The 13,247-nt window shown below is 62.5% G+C and carries 12 protein-coding genes and 1 pseudogene; 6 read left to right on the top strand and 7 right to left on the bottom strand.

Annotated elements, in window-relative coordinates; genetic code table 11:
- Window positions 1-62 precede the first annotated feature (62 nt).
- The 3 genes and pseudogenes from IVB26_RS03595 to IVB26_RS03585 form a co-directional block, all read right to left on the bottom strand.
- Complete coding sequence (locus IVB26_RS03595) at window positions 63-371, bottom strand: hypothetical protein (RefSeq protein ID WP_247970613.1); 309 nt, start codon at window positions 369-371, stop codon at window positions 63-65.
- A gap of 166 nt (window positions 372-537) precedes the next feature.
- Window positions 538-837: pseudogene (locus IVB26_RS03590) on the bottom strand (Hsp20 family protein); the annotation flags it as partial.
- Window positions 838-1,474: 637 nt separating this feature from the next.
- Entirely contained in the window at window positions 1,475-1,942 is a 468-nt protein-coding gene (locus IVB26_RS03585) for a MarR family winged helix-turn-helix transcriptional regulator (protein WP_247567227.1), read from the bottom strand.
- 324 nt (window positions 1,943-2,266) lie between these two features.
- Between IVB26_RS03585 and IVB26_RS03580 the strand changes: the two genes are divergently transcribed.
- A complete protein-coding gene (locus IVB26_RS03580; RefSeq protein WP_458309311.1) occupies window positions 2,267-2,608 on the top strand; it encodes a hypothetical protein in 342 nt (113 codons plus the stop codon).
- Between the two features lie 30 nt (window positions 2,609-2,638).
- Here the strand turns inward: IVB26_RS03580 and IVB26_RS03575 are convergent, their stop codons facing one another.
- From IVB26_RS03575 to IVB26_RS03560, 4 genes are all read right to left on the bottom strand, one after another.
- Window positions 2,639-3,553: an NAD(P)H-binding protein gene (locus IVB26_RS03575; RefSeq protein WP_247567225.1), complete on the bottom strand. Its 915-nt coding sequence runs from the start codon at window positions 3,551-3,553 to the stop codon at window positions 2,639-2,641.
- Window positions 3,554-3,687: 134 nt separating this feature from the next.
- Window positions 3,688-4,635: an alpha/beta fold hydrolase gene (locus IVB26_RS03570; RefSeq protein ID WP_247970612.1), complete on the bottom strand. Its 948-nt coding sequence runs from the start codon at window positions 4,633-4,635 to the stop codon at window positions 3,688-3,690.
- Window positions 4,636-5,152: 517 nt separating this feature from the next.
- Entirely contained in the window at window positions 5,153-5,953 is an 801-nt protein-coding gene (locus IVB26_RS03565; RefSeq protein ID WP_247567218.1) for an SDR family NAD(P)-dependent oxidoreductase, read from the bottom strand.
- 74 nt (window positions 5,954-6,027) lie between these two features.
- The gene (locus tag IVB26_RS03560) at window positions 6,028-6,606 is read right to left on the bottom strand and encodes a TetR/AcrR family transcriptional regulator (protein WP_247567279.1); all 579 of its coding nucleotides are present in this window, start codon (window positions 6,604-6,606) and stop codon (window positions 6,028-6,030) included.
- Window positions 6,607-6,836: 230 nt separating this feature from the next.
- On the opposite strand from IVB26_RS03560, the gene IVB26_RS03555 reads away from it, so the two are divergent.
- From IVB26_RS03555 to IVB26_RS03535, 5 genes are read left to right on the top strand one after another with little or no spacing between them, the layout of a single operon-like run.
- Window positions 6,837-7,940, top strand: a complete 1,104-nt coding sequence (locus IVB26_RS03555) for an efflux RND transporter periplasmic adaptor subunit (protein ID WP_247567214.1) — start codon at window positions 6,837-6,839, stop codon at window positions 7,938-7,940.
- Window positions 7,940-11,050: an efflux RND transporter permease subunit gene (locus tag IVB26_RS03550; RefSeq protein WP_247970611.1), complete on the top strand. Its 3,111-nt coding sequence runs from the start codon at window positions 7,940-7,942 to the stop codon at window positions 11,048-11,050. The genes IVB26_RS03555 and IVB26_RS03550 overlap by 1 nt, the downstream gene beginning before the upstream one ends.
- A 15-nt stretch (window positions 11,051-11,065) precedes the next feature.
- Window positions 11,066-11,680: a TetR/AcrR family transcriptional regulator gene (locus IVB26_RS03545; protein ID WP_247412434.1), complete on the top strand. Its 615-nt coding sequence runs from the start codon at window positions 11,066-11,068 to the stop codon at window positions 11,678-11,680.
- Between the two features lie 49 nt (window positions 11,681-11,729).
- Window positions 11,730-12,626 (top strand): NAD(P)/FAD-dependent oxidoreductase, encoded by an 897-nt coding sequence (locus tag IVB26_RS03540; protein ID WP_247412432.1) that lies wholly within the window; start codon window positions 11,730-11,732, stop codon window positions 12,624-12,626.
- A gap of 21 nt (window positions 12,627-12,647) precedes the next feature.
- Window positions 12,648-13,121, top strand: coding sequence for a methyltransferase family protein (locus IVB26_RS03535; RefSeq protein ID WP_247412429.1), 474 nt, complete (start codon window positions 12,648-12,650; stop codon window positions 13,119-13,121).
- The last annotated feature ends 126 nt before the right edge of the window (window positions 13,122-13,247 follow it).

Here is a 13,247-nt window from a genome sequence, read left to right as displayed (position 1 = left end):
CTTACAGTCACGAGATCTCGATAATCCCTCTCACCGCGAGATTGACGGACCACTGAACGTCGTCATTTGCGCCCGTGTGTCACTTGCTTAACCGGAACGCTGGACCGGTATACGCCCCGTTCTGGCGTCGGCCTTACAAGGCGAAAGGCAATTGCAGAGCCGGGCATCGGATCTTCGCCCGCTCGTGTGAGTAGCCCGCGCCCGATGAGGTGTTTCAAGGCGAGTGCCAGCTCCTCTGGCCGCCCCGCGATGCCCGGTGTGGCGGCCAGACTCTCGATCGTCATGGCTCCACCGTCAGGGCCATGACGTTCGAAGGCCGCAAGAAGCTCGCGCTCAATCTGCTGGACGTTCATTGAAGTCCCGCTTTCCATGGCTTTCTTCCTGTGATGCGCGCGGAGATCAACAGCAATGGCTGTTCCGGCGGGTGCAGCCAAGGTTCTTCCCCGCGCAGCAGCCGCGCCGGGGAGAAGTCAGCGGCAGAGGCTCAGGACGTCTGCTGGTGTTCTCACTGGTGATTGTCGTTGCCGGCCTGAATCGGATCTGCCGCGGCTTCATCGCATCAGGAACCTCACGCACCCAGCTCGATCTTGAGCATGCCGTCCACGAAGGAAGCGGCCTTTACTTGGACGTACTCGGCCAGATCGAACTGCCGCCGGAACGGGCGAGACGAGATTCCCTGATACAGCAACTGATGCGCACCTTTATTAGCCTTGCGGCCTTCGACGGTCAGCACGTTCTGGCCCGCGCTGATGGTCACCTCGCGACGCACGAACCGGCCAGAGCGAGCGATATCTGATAGCGGTCCTCTTCGCTCCACTCGATGTTGTGGGGCGGATAAGCGCGCGGACACCGTATCCGGGCCGGTAGCCGGCTCCTAAGAAAAGGCACCCGGAGCAGCACATCAAGCAGCTCTGCACCCTTTGAATTAGAATGGACTCGTTCACTTTCAAGGCCTTATGCCTCGCAAGCTGATGCCGAAGAGAGCTCCACCTGCGAGCTTTGGGTGCTTTGCACGGCCGGGCTACGGCTCGACCCGCCACTGACCGGTTTCATATCCTCTCGCTGGGCCTGGGCTTTTCAATACCGGGCGCAACCAGGCCAGCAGACGCACTCGGGCGATGCCGACCACTCCAGGACGATCAGGATGTTCAGCGGAACGGCAGCACCCTTTCGAGCTTGTCGGCAGCGGACGTCATCCAACAGCGACACCTGTGCAGGGGCTATCCCGCATCCGGACGCCAGCGCCTCTTAGGGGCAAGTCCATGATCAACGCCCGAAGTCGCCAGAGGGGCCGCAGATCGCGCGTACTCCAGGCACGGCGGTGCGAACAGCTGGCCACGGGGTGTGGGACGAAGCCCTGCTCCATCGTCCGGTCGCATTTCGCGGGCGAAGGTCGACGATCTCTGCCTGCCGCGAGCGGGACTCTTCCCGCAAGGCCGAGAGCGAGGTCGAGCGCCGCACTGGATCATGCGATCTACTCAGGGTCGGGAAGAGGAAGGTCAACGATTCGGTTCATCAAATCGCGGAGATCAGAGGCCTCACGTTCGCCCACGGCCTCTTCAAAGGCGGTCTGCGCGCGCCGCCATGCGGGCAGGGCTCTGGTATGCGTTCTGTGACCCAGCTTTGTGACGGTAACGATCCGTTCCCGCCGGTCAGTTTCGCCGACTGAAATCTCAACGAAACCGTCACGCACCAGCGGTCTGAGGTTATGGCCTGTGGTGGCGCGGTCCATGGACATCAGCTTGGCGAGACGCGCCATCGTCATTGGCCCCGACGTCACCAGATAACTCAACAGACCATATTGCGTCGCTTTGAGCCCAGTCGGGGCGAGGGCGAGGTCATAGTAGCGCGAGAGACGACGGGCTGCGCGGCGGACCTGATTGCAGTTACAGCGCGCCGGGTCATCAACGAAATTCGATGCTCCTACAGCTGCTCTCGTCATCGATCCCCTCCGATGCGCAAGATATCACCCGCGCGTGTTTGCTGTCGATAGTTCCAGAGCGGCGGGATCCGAGGGACCAGTTGAACGAGGGCTCCTTCTGCTGTATATCCGATATAGTTTGATATGCCCCTATTTTGGCCCGACGCCGCCTCGGCTCGCTGGGGGCTCCGGAGGAGGAGATATGGATTGTCCTGTCTTGATCTCGGATGCCGCAGGGACTGTCGATCATGCCGTATGCGAGCTGCTGATCCGACAGGTCTCCAAGGTCAGAGCTCTCGTGCGCCACGCGGATTGGTACACGGCTGGACATCCGGGCTGCGCGCTATGAACCGCATGGGCTTGTCGCTGGGCCTGATCATGGTGGCCACCTCCGCGCTGGCGCGTGACGATGGGCGCTACACCGGCTCACCACTGAAGCCTTGGTTCGAAAGCCTGTCCAGCGACTTTGGGCAGTGCTGCTCGGATGCGGATGGATACTTCGTCGCGGATGTCGACTGGGAATCCGACCACGGCCACTATCGTGTGCGCATCAACAATGAGTGGGTGATGGTGCCGGACGGGGCCGTGATCACACAGCCTAACAAGGTCGGGCGAACTATGGTTTGGAACTACTACATTGATGGCCACCCGCGGGTGCGCTGCTTTTTGCCGGGCACCATGATGTGACATGAGGGCCTCGAGCCGCAGTCACGCCGATCATGCGCCCTCCAGTGCTTTGCGGATACGCGGATTGTGTTCGAGAGCCCATCGGACGGTCTTTGGAGCGCGCCCAAGCAATCGCTCGAGCTCGTCGGTGACAACGTCATAACGTCCGCCTGCGACCAGGCGGGTGATGGCTTTCAGGTGGTCCGCAATGTGCGGATTGCGAGATGCCAGAGCCCTGTCGATGTATGTGCCGATCCAGGCGTCCAGGTCCTGGGGTACGTACGAAACCTGGCGCCCCAGCGCGGCGCCGTAGTCCTCAGCAAACCCGTGCATGTCCTTCAACACCGGTCCCGTGAGCGCATACGACATTGATATGTGCGACGGCGGGTCGGTCAGGATTTTCGCGCAAACTTCCGCAACGTCATAGGCAGCGATTGGCGCGATCTTCTGAGTGCCAAACGGCAGATGAAGTTCGCCCGCGCTCAGCAATTGCTTGAGCGGAAACCAGGAAAGGATCGGGTTCTCGGCGAATATCGTTGCTCGGATGTTGACGACCGGGAGACCGGACCATTGCAACGCCTGCTCCGAGGCCCAATGTGCCCGCTGTTGGGGCGACCACTCGGCGACAGATCCGCCCAGCCAGGCTATTCGCGCCTCCCGCTCGGCGGTCATTCGATCGAACGTCATGAAGGTCTGCTCGAACTCCGAGATGTTCACGAAAACCTCGATGCCGCCTTGCGCACGCGCAGCGGCGGCCATCAGGATGGTCGCGTCGCTATAGTAGGGGTTCAAGCTCATGCTGAAGTAGATCCGCCGACAACCTTTCAGGGCAGCCGCGACATCGGAGGCATTGAGAAGGTCGCCGACGAATACCTCGGCTCCGGCCTGTCGAAGCGCCTCAGCCCGCTCGTCGTCCGTCCTAACGAAGGCGCGCACCGGACATTGCTGCAGCAGCATCTTGATCATCGTCCTGCTGACAGAGCCAACCTCGCCACCGGCACCGGTGATCAATATTGGGGGCCGCTTCGACATCGATTTGTCCTGTTGGCTGAGTGACCGAGTGCTTCGTGGACAGGTCCGATCCTCGCGCGCGGGATCGGTTAGGTCCTTATGAAGCGGAGGATGTGGTCGAAGACGGCGTCGGGTTGTTCGAGATGGAGAAAGTGCCCGACTTCAGGCATCACGACACGCTCAAGACCATTCGTGAACGCCGCCTCCATGCCTTCGCTAAGCTGGGCGGAGATGCAGCCGTCGTCTGCCCCATGAAGATAGAGCGACGGGACCGTAATTGGGCCAGTCGCGAGAGCCTCGAGAGCTTGCGCTGCCGCGTCGGATGGCGGGGCGAACAACTGCCGATAATAGGCCAGAGTCTGCGTGAGGACGCCGGGCTGCGCAAAGGCCTCGTTGAGTGAAGATCGAGCCGGAGCTGGCAGCACATAGCCCGGTGACCATTCCCGCCACAGGCGGTCGAGGAATGCAAAGTCGTTCAGCTGAACGGCGATCTCGGCCAGACGTGTCTGGAAGAAGAACATGTACCAGCTTCGTCGCTGCTGATCACCGTCGGCAACGAACGCCGACGCCAGTCCCTTTCCATAGGGCACGGCCAGCCCGACAAGCTTGCGGACGCGTCCCGCGTCGAGGCTTGCCGCAGCGTAGGCTGCACGTGCGCCCAAATCATGGCCGACGAGAACGGCTTGCTCAGCTCCAAGCGATTCGATGAGCGCTAGTACGTCCTGACCTGTTGCCAGGGCGCGGTACGACCCGTCCGGTGCGGCGCCGCCGACCCAATATCCACGCAGCGCCGGCGCCACCGCCCAATATCCTTCTCGCTCGAGGCGATCGAGAAAGGGGATCCAACTCTGCGCATGATCGGGAAAGCCGTGCAGGCAGAGCACGAGGGGACCATGTCCAGCCTCCAGAATCGGGAAATCGAGCCCGTTGGCGTGAACCGTGCGGTTGCGGATATGGCCGCTCGCCAGAGAGTTCTCCCGCGAGCGCCCTGGACTATCGGCGTGCCGTTGTTGGGCCGTTGAAGCGGAGGCGTTCATGCTCGGGTTTTCCTCGTAGAGCCTGTCTGAACTAACGAGCGCGCGCTTCCCGACGAGAGGCCCCACGAGCGAGGCGCCGCTGCTACGCGGCCATTAGCAGCAGATCGACGATATCGGCTTCGTCTTACGGAGTGCCTGATCTTCTCGATCTCGTCGGTGTTGGAGTTCAGGGCCCGACTGGCAATGAGGAAGACGCGCTTTGCGTCAAGTCGCTCCGCCTCGGCGCGGATAGATTGGGAGGCGGCTTTGCCATAGATGACGCGGTCAATTGCCGGAAATTTATGTACACCGGCGTTGCGCATTTCTTCCTCCCATTAGATGCCCGATATGGACGTTATCTTATTGATCATCATTCTAGTTCGAGTCGGCATCTCAGCACGCTGGAGCCCTGCGGCGGGCGATTAGATCGCGACTGTTCATGGATGCGCTGCCGCCAATGTCAGGCGAGCCAGCTCGGACGGGTGCGCGACAGGGGCCTACGCTATTCGATCGCGCCCACACGCAACCGCTCCAGGCCTCAAGCGTCCATTATTCTTTTCATCGTGGCCCTTTGCATCGATCGCGGCGTCAGGCGATTTGAAAAGGCAGCCATGTTGTTCGTCAGGCCAGGGATCACCATGGCCTTTCCTTGCGAGAGCGCCCGAACGCCGCTCTCGGCAACCGGACGCGGCTTCATGGTGAGGAGCCGCAGCATGGCCGATGTGGTTGCGCCGGCCGCCGCATCGAAACCGGTCGCGGTGTGCCCCGGGCAGAGACTGGTAACGACCACGCCGTGCGGGCGGAGTTCTTCATGCAGGGCCTCGCCAAAGGCGAGTACATAAGCCTTGGTCGCCGCATAGGCCGCGTAGCTGGGAACGGCCTGGAAAGCCAGGAGACTGGCGACCAGAAGGATATGTCCAGACCGCCGCTTGGACATGTCGCGGCCGAAAAGATAGGTCAGCTCTGTGAGCGTCGTGATGTTGAGCTGGATCATGTTCGCGGTCTGCTCGATCGGCGTGTCCAAAAAATCGCCGTGCAAGCCGAATCCGGCATTGTTCACCAAGATGTCGATCGTCACCGACCTCGCGTCGAGACTGCTTTTCAGGCGGCTGGCCGCGCTCGGCGCGGCAAGATTGATCGCCTCGACGAGCACATCCACCCCGTATTTGCTGCGGAGATCGGAGGCAAGCTTTTCCATCCACTCCCGCCGTCGGGCCGCCAAGACGAGATTGACTTTCTGCGCCGCCAGGAGACCTGCGAATTCAAGACCGAGGCCACTCGACGCTCCCGTGACCAGCGCCCATTTTCCGGCGAAGCTGTTCAGTGCTTCATTCGACATCGTTCTCGTCCTCATCTGTTTGGTCGGCGAATGGGGCTCGCCCAGATCTCAATCAGAAACACCGGCCCATCCTTTCAAGCTGCGGCGGCGCCGCGAACCTGTTTCGCCGCGGCATCCAGAACGGCCTGAGCCAGATCAGGATCGTTGATCACGCGCGACAGCGTCACCGCGCCGACCATCGTCGCGAGAATGGCCATGGCCTTGCTGCGGGAAGCCTCGTCGCCGGCCCCGGCGAGAAAGCGGTCGAGCACGTCGAGATGCGCTTTGATTCCTGCTTCGAATTCCGCCTTCACCTCGGGGCCCTGCCGGGCGGCGTCCGAGCCGAGTGCCACGATGGGGCAGCCGTCCATCTTTTCTTCGCGATGGTCGCCGCTGAGGTAAATCCCGATCACCGCGCCGAGCGGATCATCGGGATTCTGAGCAGCCGCGTCCGACCATCGGCCCGACGCGCTCTCCAATGCTCGCCTCGAAGCCTCGACGGCCAAATCCTCTTTCGACGCGAATTGCTTGTAGAAGGCGCCTTGGGTTAGCCCGGCCCCTTCCATCAGATCCTTGAGCCCGATCCCATCGAAGCCGCGCTCCCTGAACAGGCGACTTGCCACATTGATCACGGTTTGGCGGTTCTCTGCGGCCTGAACGCGACTGACTCGCATCGGCACCTCCAACTTAGATTGCATTTGAACTCTATTACCACAATATAGAAGCCGAACGCAATCTATCAAGGGCACCGAGGCCGAATCTCTTGGTAGGAGCGCTTCAGCCGTCCCTTTTACGGTTTCCAAGGCCTGAATCACATTTTCGTCGCCTCCCTTCCTTTTTAGATTGCGTTCGAAAGCTAAACGGAATACAGAGTTCGGACGAAATCTAAAATTGGGAGATTGCCATGAGGATGCGGGGCTTTGCGGTTTTGGCTGGTATTTTGATCTCGGCCGGGGTGGCGACCTTCGTTGCCCTCGGGATCCCGCCCCGGGAAGCCTCCGCGGTCGGTGACCCCAGGCAAGAGCCCCCAATGGTCCGTCTCGTGATGGCCGCGCCGGTCAGCGGATCCGACCGCGGCTTCACCGGCACCATCGGGGCGAGGGTGGAAAGCAATCTCGGTTTTCGCGTCGCCGGTAAGATCGTCGAGCGGCTCGTCAGTGTCGGTGAGCAGGTCAAATCCGGGCAGCCGCTGATGCGGATCGACGAAACCGACCTCCGCCTGGCGCTCGCAGCGAAGCGCAACGCCGTCGCCGCTGCGCGTGCAGCTGTCGTTCAGACCGACGCCGATGAGCGGCGATACGCCAACCTGGTCAGCGACGGATGGACTTCCAAACAGCGCTACGAGCAGGCGAAGGCCGCCTCGGATACAGCCAAAGCGCAGCTCGCAGCGGCGGAAGCCGACGCCGGGGTTGCCGAGAACCAGGCGACCTATTCCGTCCTGGTGGCGGATGCGGATGGAACGGTCATGCAAACGCTGGGCGAGCCGGGACAAGTGGTCTCCGCAGGCCAGGCGGTCGTTCGGCTGGCACAGTCCGGTCCTCGCGAGGCTGTGGTGGCGCTTCCCGAAACGATCCGGCCGGCGATCGGGTCGCTCGCTGAGGCGAGCCTGTACGGGACCGATGGGCGCTTTACTGCGCATCTGCGGCAGTTGTCGGATTCCGCCGATCCTCAGACCCGCACCTATGAGGCCCGCTACGTGCTCGGCGGTGAGGCCGCGGCGGCACCGCTTGGCGCGACGATCACCATCCGGTTTGCAAGCCATGGGAGCCAGCCGGAAGTTCAGGTGCCGCTGGGAGCCGTGCTCGACGACGGCAGAAAGACCGGCGTTTGGGTGTTCGACGGCGGCACCTCGACGGTCCGCTTTCAGACCATCAAGCTTGTGCGTGTGACCAGCGAAAATGCCGTTATCTCCGGCCTGAGCTCCGGTGATCGGGTTGTCTCTCTGGGCGCACACCTCCTGCAGGAGGACGCTCACGTCAGGACAGCCTCTCAAGACAGGAGCAACTGATGAGCTTCAATCTTTCGGCGATCGCAGTCCGTGAACGGGCCGCAACGCTGTTCTTCTTGCTTTTGCTGGCAGCCGCGGGCGCCTACGCCTTCTTCATGCTCGGACGGGCCGAGGATCCCTCCTTCACCATCAAGACCCTGACGGTCACGACCGTGTGGCCGGGTGCGACCGCACGCGAGATGCAGGACCAGGTCGCCGAACCGCTGGAAAAGCGGATCCAGGAGCTGACCTGGTACGACCGGGTGGAGACGACCACACGGCCGGGTTATGCGTACATGACCGTGACGCTGAAGGACAACACACCGCCATCGAGCGTGCAGGAGGAATTCTATCAGGCCCGCAAGAAGCTGGGCGATGAAGCCCGCAAGCTGCCCCCCGGTGTGCTCGGCCCCTTCATCAATGACGAATATTCGGACGTCAGCTTCGCCCTTTATGCCCTGAAGGCCAAGGGCATGCCGATGCGGGAGCTCGCCAGGCAAGCCGAGACCATTCGCCAGGATCTTCTGCACGTGCCCGGCGTCAAGAAGATCAACATCCTCGGCGAACGCCCCGAGCAGATATTCGTCGAGTTCTCCTATCCCAAACTGGCGACCCTCGGCGTATCGGCAACGGATATCGTTGCCGCCTTGCAGCGGCAGAACACGGTCACACCGGCGGGTTCGATCGACACCAAGGGGCCGCAGGTCTTCATCCGGGTCGAGGGGGCCTATGACAGCGTCCAGGCGATCGCCGACACGCCGATCGTCGCAGCCGGGCGAACGCTGAAGCTTTCCGACATCGCCGAAGTCCGTCGCGGTTACGAGGATCCTCCCACCTACCTGATCCGGCACCAGGGCGAGCCCACCATCATGCTGGCGGCGGTCATGCAGGAGGGCTGGAATGGTCTCGCGCTCGGCAAGGCGCTGGAGGAGAGGTCCGCAGCGATCTCCCGGACACTGCCACTCGGGATGACGTTGGCCAAGGTCAGCGACCAGGCCGTCAACATCTCCTCATCGGTGAACGAATTCATGATGAAGTTCGCGATGGCGCTCGGCGTGGTGCTCCTCGTGAGCCTGCTCAGCCTCGGCTGGCGCGTCGGCATCGTTGTCGCGGCTGCCGTCCCACTGACGCTTGCCGTCGTGTTCCTCATCATGCTGGAGACCGGCCGTTTCTTCGACCGCATTACACTGGGCGCTCTCATCCTGGCGCTGGGCCTTCTCGTGGACGACGCCATCATCGCCATCGAGGTGATGGTGGTGAAGATGGAAGAGGGCATGGACCGCATCTCGGCGGCGGCGTATGCATGGAGCCACACCGCGGCACCGATGCTGTCGGGAACACTCGTGACGATCGCAGGCTTCCTGCCGGTGGGCTTCGCCCGCTCGACGGCCGGGGAATACGCCGGCAACATCTTCTGGGTCGTGGGATTCGCCCTCATCGTCTCCTGGATCGTCGCGGTGGTCTTCACGCCGTATCTCGGCGTCAAGATGCTGCCCGCGATCAAACCGATCGAAGGCGGCCACCACGCGATTTACGGCACGCCCAACTATCGGCGCTTGCGCGCTCTCATTACCTTCGTCGTGCGCCACAAGTTCGTGACCTGCGGCGTCGTCGCCGTCGCTTTCGCGCTTTCCGTCGCCGGCATGGGCGGCCTCAAACAGCAGTTCTTCCCGACGTCCGACCGCCCTGAAGTTCTGGTGGAAGTTCGTCTGCCGGAAGGCACCAGCATCGGGACGACGACCGCCACCGTCGCAAAGCTTGAACGCTGGCTGGAAGGCCAGTCGGAGGCCAAGATCGTCACGAGCTATGTCGGTCAGGGTGCGCCGCGCTTCTTCTTCGCGATGGCGCCGGAGCTGCCCGATCCGGCCTTCGCCAAGATGGTCGTGCTGACACCGGACGCGGAAGCCCGCGAGGTCTTGAAGCATCGGCTCCGACAGGCGGTGTCGGATGGGCTTGCGCCTGAAGCCAATGTGCGTGTCACGCAGCTTGTGTTCGGACCCTATACGCCATTCCCCGTCGAGTTTCGGATCATGGGGCCTGACCCCGCGCAACTATACGCGATCTCCGAAAAGGCGCTCGGTATCATGCGTGGCGTTCCCGATGTGCGCCAGGCGAACCGCGACTGGGGTGATCGCACGCCCGTGCTCCGCTTCATCCCGGATCAGGATCGACTGAACCTCATCGGCCTTTCGCCGGCGGAGGTGGGCCGGCAACTCCAGTTCCTGCTCACGGGCATTGCCGTGACGCAGGTCCGCGAGGACATTCGCAATGTCCCCATCGTGGCGCGCAGCGCCGGCGGCGAGCGGCTGGATCCGACGCGACTGGCGGATTTCTCATTGATGAGCCGAGACGGCCGCGCCGTTCCTCTCGACCAGGTCGGCCATTCGGAAGTCCAGCTTGAAGAACCGATCATGAAGCGTCGCGACCGCACCCCCGTCGTCATGATCAGGTCGGACATCAATGAGGCGACTCAGCCTCCGGAGGTCTCCAAGGATATCAAGACGGCCCTTCAGCCGCTGATCGCATCCCTTCCGGCCGGTTATCGCATCGAGTTGGGCGGATCGATCGAGGAGGCAACCAAGGCCAACGACGCGTTGGCGACAATCTTTCCGGTTATGATTGCCGCCATGCTGATCGTCATCATGCTGCAGGTGCGATCCTTCTCGATGATGGCCATGGTCGTGCTGACCGGACCGCTTGGCCTCGCCGGCGTCGTGCCGATGTTGCTGATTTTTCACCAGCCCTTCGGATTCAACGCCATTCTGGGCCTGATAGGCCTCGCGGGCATCCTGATGCGCAACACACTTATCTTGACCGACCAGATCAAGGAGAACCTTGCCGCCGGCCTTGACGACTATCACGCCGTCATCGAGGCCACGGTGCAGCGCACCAGACCCGTGATCCTGACCGCATTGGCTGCGGTGCTGGCCTTCATCCCTCTTACGCATTCCGTTTTCTGGGGATCGATGGCGTATACGTTGATCGGCGGCACCGCGGTCGGAACGGTTCTGATCCTGCTGTTCCTTCCTGCGCTCTATGCCGCCTGGTTTCGGATCAAGCCGACCGCAGACGACATGCATGAGGTTTCACCCAAGAGGCCGGAACTGCAGCCGGCATTGGCTGCCGAATAAGGCGCTGTTGCTCCAATGGATCGTTCGGTCCGAACGGGAAGAGAGTCCGACGAGGCCCGCGCCCGGATCCTGGGAGCGGCGGAAGAGCGCTTTCGGCGTGTCGGTCACCACAGGACGTCGGTGGCCGACATCGCCGCCGAGCTCGGCATGAGCCCGGCGAACATCTACCGGTTCTTTCCCTCCCGGAATGCAATCGACGAGTCCATCTGCGGGCGTCTATTGAACGAGCTTGCCGACTTCGCCTTTGCGATCGCACGGAGGAACGCGCCGGCCGCCGAGAAACTCGAGGAACTGCTGAGCACTGTTCACCACCACAGCAAGATGACGTTGGTCACGGCGAAGCCCATGCACGATCTGATCGTCGCCGCCACGCAGGAGAACTGGCCGATCATCAAGGCGCATATCGAGCGGATGGAGACGATCTTCGAGGCGATCATACGCGGGGGCGCCCAAGCGGGACAGTTCGATGTCGAAGATGCCGCGGAAGCGGCGCGAGCAGTCAGATCCGCGTTTATGCCATTCTTCCATCCCATTCTGATCGAGCACTGCGTTGTACACGGCGAAGACACGGAAGCAGGCCTGCGCGACCAGATCCGTTTCATACTGAAAGCACTCGGCAAATCGGGCTGAGCGGTCTGCTGCGTTCAACCCCTCCATCCACAACACGGAGCCCATCACCATGGATGACGTCATCATCATCGGCGGCAGCTTTGCCGGTCTCGCCGGCGCCCTGCAGCTCGGCCGTGCCCGCCGCAAGGTCACCGTTCTCGATACCGGCCTGCCGCGCAACCGCTTCGCTGGCCACTCGCATGGTCTGCTCGGCCACGATCACAAGCCGCCGCTAGACATCCTGGCCGAGGCGCGGCAGCAGCTGGCGCGTTATCCCACGATCAAGCTGGTCAGTGCCCGGGCCGACAGCGTCTCCGGCGCCATCGACAATTTCTCTGTCCTTACCGGCGATGGCGAAAGCCTTGGGGCGCGTCGCCTGATCCTGAGCTATGGCGTCGCCGACCAGATGCCTGATGTTCCGGGCTTTGCCGAAGGTTGGGGCACCTCCATCGTGCCCTGCCCCTATTGCGACGGCTTTGAAGTCGCCGGCCAGCATTGGGGTCTCGTCTGGTCCGGCCCGCAGTCGCACAATCAGGTCAGGCTGTTCCACGATTGGACCGACAGGTTGACGGTCTTCGCCAATGGTCATGACATTCCGCCCGATATCCGGGCCGATCTGACGCGCCGCAACACGCCTGTCGTCGATGGCCGGATCATCGAGATCGCCCATCACGGGAGCCATAACGCCACCGTCAAGCTCGATACCGGCCCCAATGTCGCGGTCGACATCCTGTTCGCGCATCCGCGCAACAAGCCGTCCGCAAGCCTGCATGAATCACTAGGCCTCGCCACGATCGATACGCCCCTCGGCATCATCCTCAAGGTCGACGAGCGCCGCCAAACCAGCATGCCCGGCATCTACGCCGCCGGCGACCTCGCCAACCCCTTTACGCCGCCATCGGTCACCCTGGCATCATCGCACGGCGCGATGGCGGGTATCTTCGCCCAGCAGTCGATGCTGGTTTGAGCGCACAGATTGGAGATGAGCATGGCCGTCGAACCGGACAGCGCGGGTGTGCGCGTCCCTCCGCCCTTCGTCTATCTGGGAGCGCTGCTGTTGGGGCTGGCGGCGGAGCGGTTCGTCACGCTGCGCTCTTTCGGCATCGACTGGCGGTTGCTGGCCGCGACGGGCGCGCTGCTGTTCTTTGCCGGCGCGGCGATGATGCTTGCGGCGGCGGGGCTGTTCCGGCGGCTGGGCACCAACGTTCCGCCGTCGCAGCCAACGACCCTCATCGCAACGACCGGCCCTTATAGGTGGACCCGCAATCCCATGTATCTCGGCATGGCGCTTATCTATGCCGGCGTTGCGATCGGCTTCGACGGGCCGATCGCCTTCGCCTTGCTCCCGTTGGTGCTGATCGCGATCCAGACGCAGGTGATCGCCCGCGAGGAGCGCTATCTCGAAGCGAAGTTCGGCGACGACTACCGCCGCTACAAGGCCGAGGTTCGCCGCTGGCTCTGACTGTTGCGCCGCTGCCGTCTGCGTGGCCGCCCGTCAGCCAGCTTTCCCAACGGATCGCCGCCGTTACCTGGAGCAGCTTTCGATATCTGGAAAGTATCCATCCCGTCTTGCAGAGCCGTCGGCTAT

The organism is Bradyrhizobium sp. 195 (assembly GCF_023101665.1).
Classification (GTDB): domain Bacteria; phylum Pseudomonadota; class Alphaproteobacteria; order Rhizobiales; family Xanthobacteraceae; genus Bradyrhizobium.
The sequence above is the reverse complement of the archived record's forward strand: the minus strand, read 5'-3'. Positions and strand labels throughout refer to the sequence as shown.

Coding starts and splice junctions, on each gene's coding strand:
- IVB26_RS03585 (WP_247567227.1), bottom strand. CDS start 1,942: ATGACGAGAGCAGCTGTAGGAGCATCGAATTTCGTTGATGACCCGGCG.
- IVB26_RS03540 (WP_247412432.1), top strand. CDS start 11,730: ATGGATGACGTCATCATCATCGGCGGCAGCTTTGCCGGTCTCGCCGGC.
- IVB26_RS03545 (WP_247412434.1), top strand. CDS start 11,066: ATGGATCGTTCGGTCCGAACGGGAAGAGAGTCCGACGAGGCCCGCGCC.
- IVB26_RS03595 (WP_247970613.1), bottom strand. CDS start 371: ATGGAAAGCGGGACTTCAATGAACGTCCAGCAGATTGAGCGCGAGCTT.
- IVB26_RS03560 (WP_247567279.1), bottom strand. CDS start 6,606: ATGCGAGTCAGTCGCGTTCAGGCCGCAGAGAACCGCCAAACCGTGATC.
- IVB26_RS03550 (WP_247970611.1), top strand. CDS start 7,940: ATGAGCTTCAATCTTTCGGCGATCGCAGTCCGTGAACGGGCCGCAACG.
- IVB26_RS03555 (WP_247567214.1), top strand. CDS start 6,837: ATGAGGATGCGGGGCTTTGCGGTTTTGGCTGGTATTTTGATCTCGGCC.
- IVB26_RS03575 (WP_247567225.1), bottom strand. CDS start 3,553: ATGATCAAGATGCTGCTGCAGCAATGTCCGGTGCGCGCCTTCGTTAGG.
- IVB26_RS03570 (WP_247970612.1), bottom strand. CDS start 4,635: ATGAACGCCTCCGCTTCAACGGCCCAACAACGGCACGCCGATAGTCCA.
- IVB26_RS03565 (WP_247567218.1), bottom strand. CDS start 5,953: ATGTCGAATGAAGCACTGAACAGCTTCGCCGGAAAATGGGCGCTGGTC.
- IVB26_RS03580 (WP_458309311.1), top strand. CDS start 2,267: ATGAACCGCATGGGCTTGTCGCTGGGCCTGATCATGGTGGCCACCTCC.
- IVB26_RS03535 (WP_247412429.1), top strand. CDS start 12,648: ATGGCCGTCGAACCGGACAGCGCGGGTGTGCGCGTCCCTCCGCCCTTC.